The organism is Dorea sp. MB18-49 (assembly GCF_023669465.1).
Classification (GTDB): domain Bacteria; phylum Bacillota; class Clostridia; order Lachnospirales; family Lachnospiraceae; genus Dorea_A; species Dorea_A longicatena.
In genome coordinates this window covers 1-4,607 of sequence record NZ_JAMOYX010000086.1, presented here as the reverse complement: position 1 = coordinate 4,607, position 4,607 = coordinate 1, and the positions used below count along the sequence as shown (strand labels likewise).

The 4,607-nt window shown below is 38.6% G+C and carries 6 protein-coding genes; 3 read left to right on the top strand and 3 right to left on the bottom strand.

Going from position 1 to position 4,607, the window contains the following annotated elements:
* Positions 1–68: 68 nt before the first annotated feature.
* Positions 69–1,229, bottom strand: coding sequence for a HAMP domain-containing sensor histidine kinase (locus NCY30_RS14735; RefSeq protein ID WP_250818870.1), 1,161 nt, complete (start codon positions 1,227–1,229; stop codon positions 69–71).
* Positions 1,229–1,912 carry a response regulator transcription factor gene (locus tag NCY30_RS14730; RefSeq protein WP_006426539.1) on the bottom strand — a complete coding sequence of 228 codons (684 nt, stop codon included), beginning with the start codon at positions 1,910–1,912 and terminating at the stop codon, positions 1,229–1,231. The genes NCY30_RS14735 and NCY30_RS14730 overlap by 1 nt, the downstream gene beginning before the upstream one ends.
* A 93-nt stretch (positions 1,913–2,005) precedes the next feature.
* On the opposite strand from NCY30_RS14730, the gene NCY30_RS14725 reads away from it, so the two are divergent.
* From NCY30_RS14725 to NCY30_RS14715, 3 genes are read left to right on the top strand one after another with little or no spacing between them, the layout of a single operon-like run.
* A complete protein-coding gene (locus NCY30_RS14725) occupies positions 2,006–2,149 on the top strand; it encodes a CD1871A family CXXC motif-containing protein (protein WP_044919706.1) in 144 nt (47 codons plus the stop codon).
* Positions 2,142–3,038: a 4Fe-4S binding protein gene (locus NCY30_RS14720; protein WP_250818869.1), complete on the top strand. Its 897-nt coding sequence runs from the start codon at positions 2,142–2,144 to the stop codon at positions 3,036–3,038. The genes NCY30_RS14725 and NCY30_RS14720 overlap by 8 nt, the downstream gene beginning before the upstream one ends.
* Positions 3,039–3,089: 51 nt before the next feature.
* The gene (locus NCY30_RS14715) at positions 3,090–3,998 is read left to right on the top strand and encodes a TlpA disulfide reductase family protein (RefSeq protein WP_173734311.1); all 909 of its coding nucleotides are present in this window, start codon (positions 3,090–3,092) and stop codon (positions 3,996–3,998) included.
* 130 nt (positions 3,999–4,128) lie between these two features.
* Here the strand turns inward: NCY30_RS14715 and NCY30_RS14710 are convergent, their stop codons facing one another.
* A complete protein-coding gene (locus NCY30_RS14710) occupies positions 4,129–4,467 on the bottom strand; it encodes a hypothetical protein (protein ID WP_055302885.1) in 339 nt (112 codons plus the stop codon).
* Positions 4,468–4,607: the final 140 nt, after the last annotated feature.

Genomic DNA, 4,607 nt, shown 5'->3' with positions numbered 1-4,607 from the left:
AATATATGGTAATCAGTTAGGAGTCAATCCTATTTACAAGCATCTTTTTTTGTTCTTTTTTTGAATAACTATTCCTTTGATTTCTGGTCAAAAATAACCTCAAAGATTGTTCCACCTGCAGGGTTTGACTTAATGCTGATACTGCCATCGTGCACTCTCACGATCTCATGAACCAGAGCAAGTCCAAGTCCTACACCACCAAGCTCTCGGCTTCTGGATTTATCCACGCGAAAGAATGGTTCAAATACACGTTCCCTGAGTTCTTTCGGAATTCCGCTTCCGGTATCCTCTACTGACAGGTAAATATGTTTTTGTTTTTTGTATGCATTTACTGTAACCTGACCATCTGAATGATTGTATTTTATAGCATTCTCAACAAGATTATATACCAGCCTATAAATAAGGATATCACTTCCAATCATCGTTATATTCTTATATTTTCCAATAAGTTTTATATTCTTTTCCTGTGCAAGAGGTTCCAAATCTTCCAATACCTCGTCAACGAGATCATTAAGGATAATTTTTTCATCCCGTCCTACAGTCTGAAGCTCACTCATGTCGAGAAGTGTTTTTACCATCTTGCCAAGCCTGTCATTTTGTTCCGTCAACATCTTTATCATCTGTACGGTGTCTGCATCACTGCCCGGATGCTGAGTGGAATGATACAAGTCAAGCTGTACCTGCATTAACGATAATGGAGTTCGAAGCTCATGTGCTGCACTCGCAGTAAATTGTCTCTGTATCTCAAATGCATCTGAGAGGCGTTCAAGCATCTTGTTATACGAAACACTAAGCTGATTCAGTTCTTTAATCTTACATTCTTCTATTCCCGAATCTGCCAGGTTTTGAGCCTGCACTTCTTCAATTTTATCAGAAAACTCACGAATTGGTTTAAGGGCATGTCCACTTATAAAATATGCGGCCACTCCACCAAGGAGAGCCAATAAAGCCGAAACTATCAGACTGTTTCTTTTGTAGTCTTCTTTATTATTGTACACTTGAACAGAAAAATCATTTGAGAACTCATCCCACTTATCCTCTGGTATGCTGATGTATATTTCTTCCGAACCACCTCCGCTGTCATCTCCCTGAGCGTCAACAGCCTTTTGCAGGGAATCCATATAATACACACCATTTTTATAGACAAACATTGTCAGGCACCCACATATAATCGCAATACACAATGCAGTTATACAAGTAAGTCTCCACTGCAGTGACATTTTTTTCATCAATCAGACTCCTCTCGTATTTTATATCCTTCTCCCACCTTATTCATAATTGCATCATATCCAAGCACTGCCTTAAGCTTTCTCCTTAGCGAAGACATATGCACCCGGATGGCTCCACTGAAGCTATCCACAGATGCATCCCAGACATGCTCCATCAATTCCTCCTGACTTACCGGTCTTCCCAGGTTAAGAAGCAAATATTCCAAAATTCCTTTTTCTTTTCTTGTCAGGGAAATCTTTGTTTCCTTTGCATATGCCTCACGTTTTATCGTGTCGAACATGATATCGCCGCTTTCCAGACATACATCCTTTTGTACAAATTTCCTTCTTGTCAGACTTCTGATACGAGCCTCAAGTTCCTGTAGATGAAACGGCTTTTCCATATAATCATTCGCACCAGCATCCAACCCTTCGACTTTATCTGCAATCTGCCCTCTTGCCGATAATATAAGAACCTTTGTCTCCTCATTGCTCTGTCTGAGTTCTTTTAGGATTTCCATCCCATCCATGCCGGGCAGATTCAGATCCAGAACAATCAAATCATAATTTTCTGTCAGGATGTATTCCAATGCCTCTTCCCCATCATAACAGGTATCCACCTCGTACCCGGCATCATACAGACTTTTCGCAACCGCATCACATATTTGTTTTTCATCTTCAACTATTAATAATCTCAAAATCATTCCACCCGCTTCTTAACGAAAATTTCACACTAACTATTGTATAATACCGAAGTCAGCTGGTCAACAAATACAACCAACGAAAGGAGTAACAAAATCTTGAAGTGCAAAAAAATATTTCAATTTGTAATATTCATCACAGGTACAGCCATGATTGGCTATGGTGTGATCCGAGGTGAAGCTGCTGCCGTCTTTGGCAAAGCAATAAAATTATGTCTGGAGTGTGTTGGAATTGGATAAAAAAACGAAATTACTATCAAAAAAAGTTGCCAGAATACGGGGATGGATACAGGCAATTGCCACATTACTTACCAATATCCATATTCCCAATTTACTTAAAGGCAAAATATATCAGGGCAAGATTAAAACAGTATGTGTGCCAGGATTAAACTGCTATTCCTGTCCTGCTGCAACAGGCGCCTGCCCCATTGGAGCTTTTCAGGCGGTTATCGGATCCTCCCGATTTAAATTTTCATATTACATAACCGGGTTTCTCATTCTACTCGGTATGATACTCGGAAGATTTATCTGTGGTTTTTTATGTCCGTTTGGCTGGTTTCAGGATTTACTTCATAAAATCCCCGGAAAAAAATTTTCCACAGCCCGACTGAAGCTGCTAAGATACTTGAAATATATGGTCCTCATTGTTTTCGTTATCCTTCTGCCAATGTTTGTAACGAACTCTGTAGGAATGGGGGATCCGTTCTTCTGTAAGTACATTTGCCCACAAGGTGTTTTGGAAGGAGCCATACCATTGTCACTTGGAAATACCGCTATAAGATCTGCACTTGGAACACTTTTTTCTTTTAAATGTCTTATTTTGATTACAGTTGTTGTGTTGAGTATTTTGTTTTACAGACCCTTCTGTAAATGGATCTGTCCTCTTGGTGCAATCTACTCATTATTTAATAAGATCAGCTTTCTCAATATTAAGATTGAAAGCAGCCAATGTATCGGATGTAGCCAATGTTCAAAGGTATGTAAAATGGATATTGACGTATGCAAGACTCCGAATCATCCAGAATGTATACGGTGCGGAGCTTGTATCAAAGCTTGTCCAAAAGATGCAATCCAATATCAGTTTCTAGGCAAAACATGTCAGAAAAAGAACAACAGCAACCAACCATAACCAACCGGTAACTATTAATTTTATTACTATTATTTTAAGGAGCAATTATTTATGAAAACAAAAAGAACATTTCTCTCTATTTTAACACTTTGCATAGCATTATTATTTACAGCATGTAGCGGGAAAGGAACTGCAGGCACAGAAAAATCTCAGAATACCAAGACTGAATCCGGCTCAGAATCTGCAGACGATTCCAACTCTAAACTGAATGATTTATATCAGCAGGAAAATCAGATCTTCGCAGATCACGAAGATGTATGGAACAAAGCATTTGGCATGATGAGCAAAAGTGCTGCAGATCAAAATGGAAACTATGCGGATTATCTGGCTGACACTGTTGAATCAAACAAAGACTCTTTTACAGATGACGAGCTGAAAACACTTACCGCTGATATTGAAATTATCCGAAAAATCGAGGAACAGATCGCTGAGATTGAAAAGAAAAATACAGGATCTGATAACACCGATCAGAAAAACAGTTCCAACGACGCATCTCCTTTCAAGAATTTTTCTGGTCAGGATTATGATGGGAATTCTGTTGATGAAAGCCTGTTTTCCAAAAATGCAGTAACTGTCATCAATTTCTGGTTCACCGGATGCAAGCCTTGTGTTGCCGAGTTATCTAAACTTAACGAATTAAACGATGCAATCAAATCAATGGGCGGCGAAGTCGTAGGCATCAATACAGAAACCTTCGATGGAAATAAAACTGCCATAAAAGAAGCAAAGACTCTTCTCAAGAGCCAGGGTGCTAAATATCGCAATCTTTCCATTGACTCTTCTTCAGATGCAGGGAAATACGCATCCGATATCATGGCATTTCCTACAACAATACTGGTCGATAGAAATGGTAATATTGTAGGTGATCCGATGCTCGGCGGGATTGATAATCAAGACAATTATGATACTCTGATGAAACAGATTCAGTCTGTCATCGATGCTGATAGCACAAAAAAATAAAAATATGCAAAAGGCTCCCTGTGTATTCCACAGAGAGCTCTTTTGCTGCAATGAAACGATTTCGTTTAAAATCCACTGCCATAACATATCAGCCATGACAATGGATTCCTTAAAATTCAATTTTTCTGCATCAGTTCTTATTTAACGCAAAGTTAATGATGCGGCTGACACCATCCTTCATTCTAACGTAGAAGATCACATCGAAAAATATCGTTCCCTCTCCCAATTCTGTATTTTCTGTATTGTTCCCAGTAATTTTATCATGGAATGTCTGATTTGTCTCGCCAGGCTCTGTGCTCACTTTTGATACAAGCGGTTCACCTTCTATCAGCTCCATGATCACTTCCGCTTCCAAGTCCTGAAATTCTGCAATTGTGAATTTTAGGATACGTGCCAAAACTTCTTTTTGAGATAAGATATATTTGGCGTAAGCATCGTATTGGACATTTTTCTTTTGTTCTTTGTTCAAATCTTTCTCCTCAAATGGTATGAAATCCTCCTGAACTAATGGAATAGTTAAAAGCGAGAACGAAAAGATTATGCATTATCATAAAAACATAAATAATAGATGCAATTATAGAAAATTCACAGCTATTTTTTGCAAAACAT

Coding starts and splice junctions, on each gene's coding strand:
- NCY30_RS14735 (WP_250818870.1), bottom strand. CDS start 1,229: ATGAAAAAAATGTCACTGCAGTGGAGACTTACTTGTATAACTGCATTG.
- NCY30_RS14730 (WP_006426539.1), bottom strand. CDS start 1,912: ATGATTTTGAGATTATTAATAGTTGAAGATGAAAAACAAATATGTGAT.
- NCY30_RS14715 (WP_173734311.1), top strand. CDS start 3,090: ATGAAAACAAAAAGAACATTTCTCTCTATTTTAACACTTTGCATAGCA.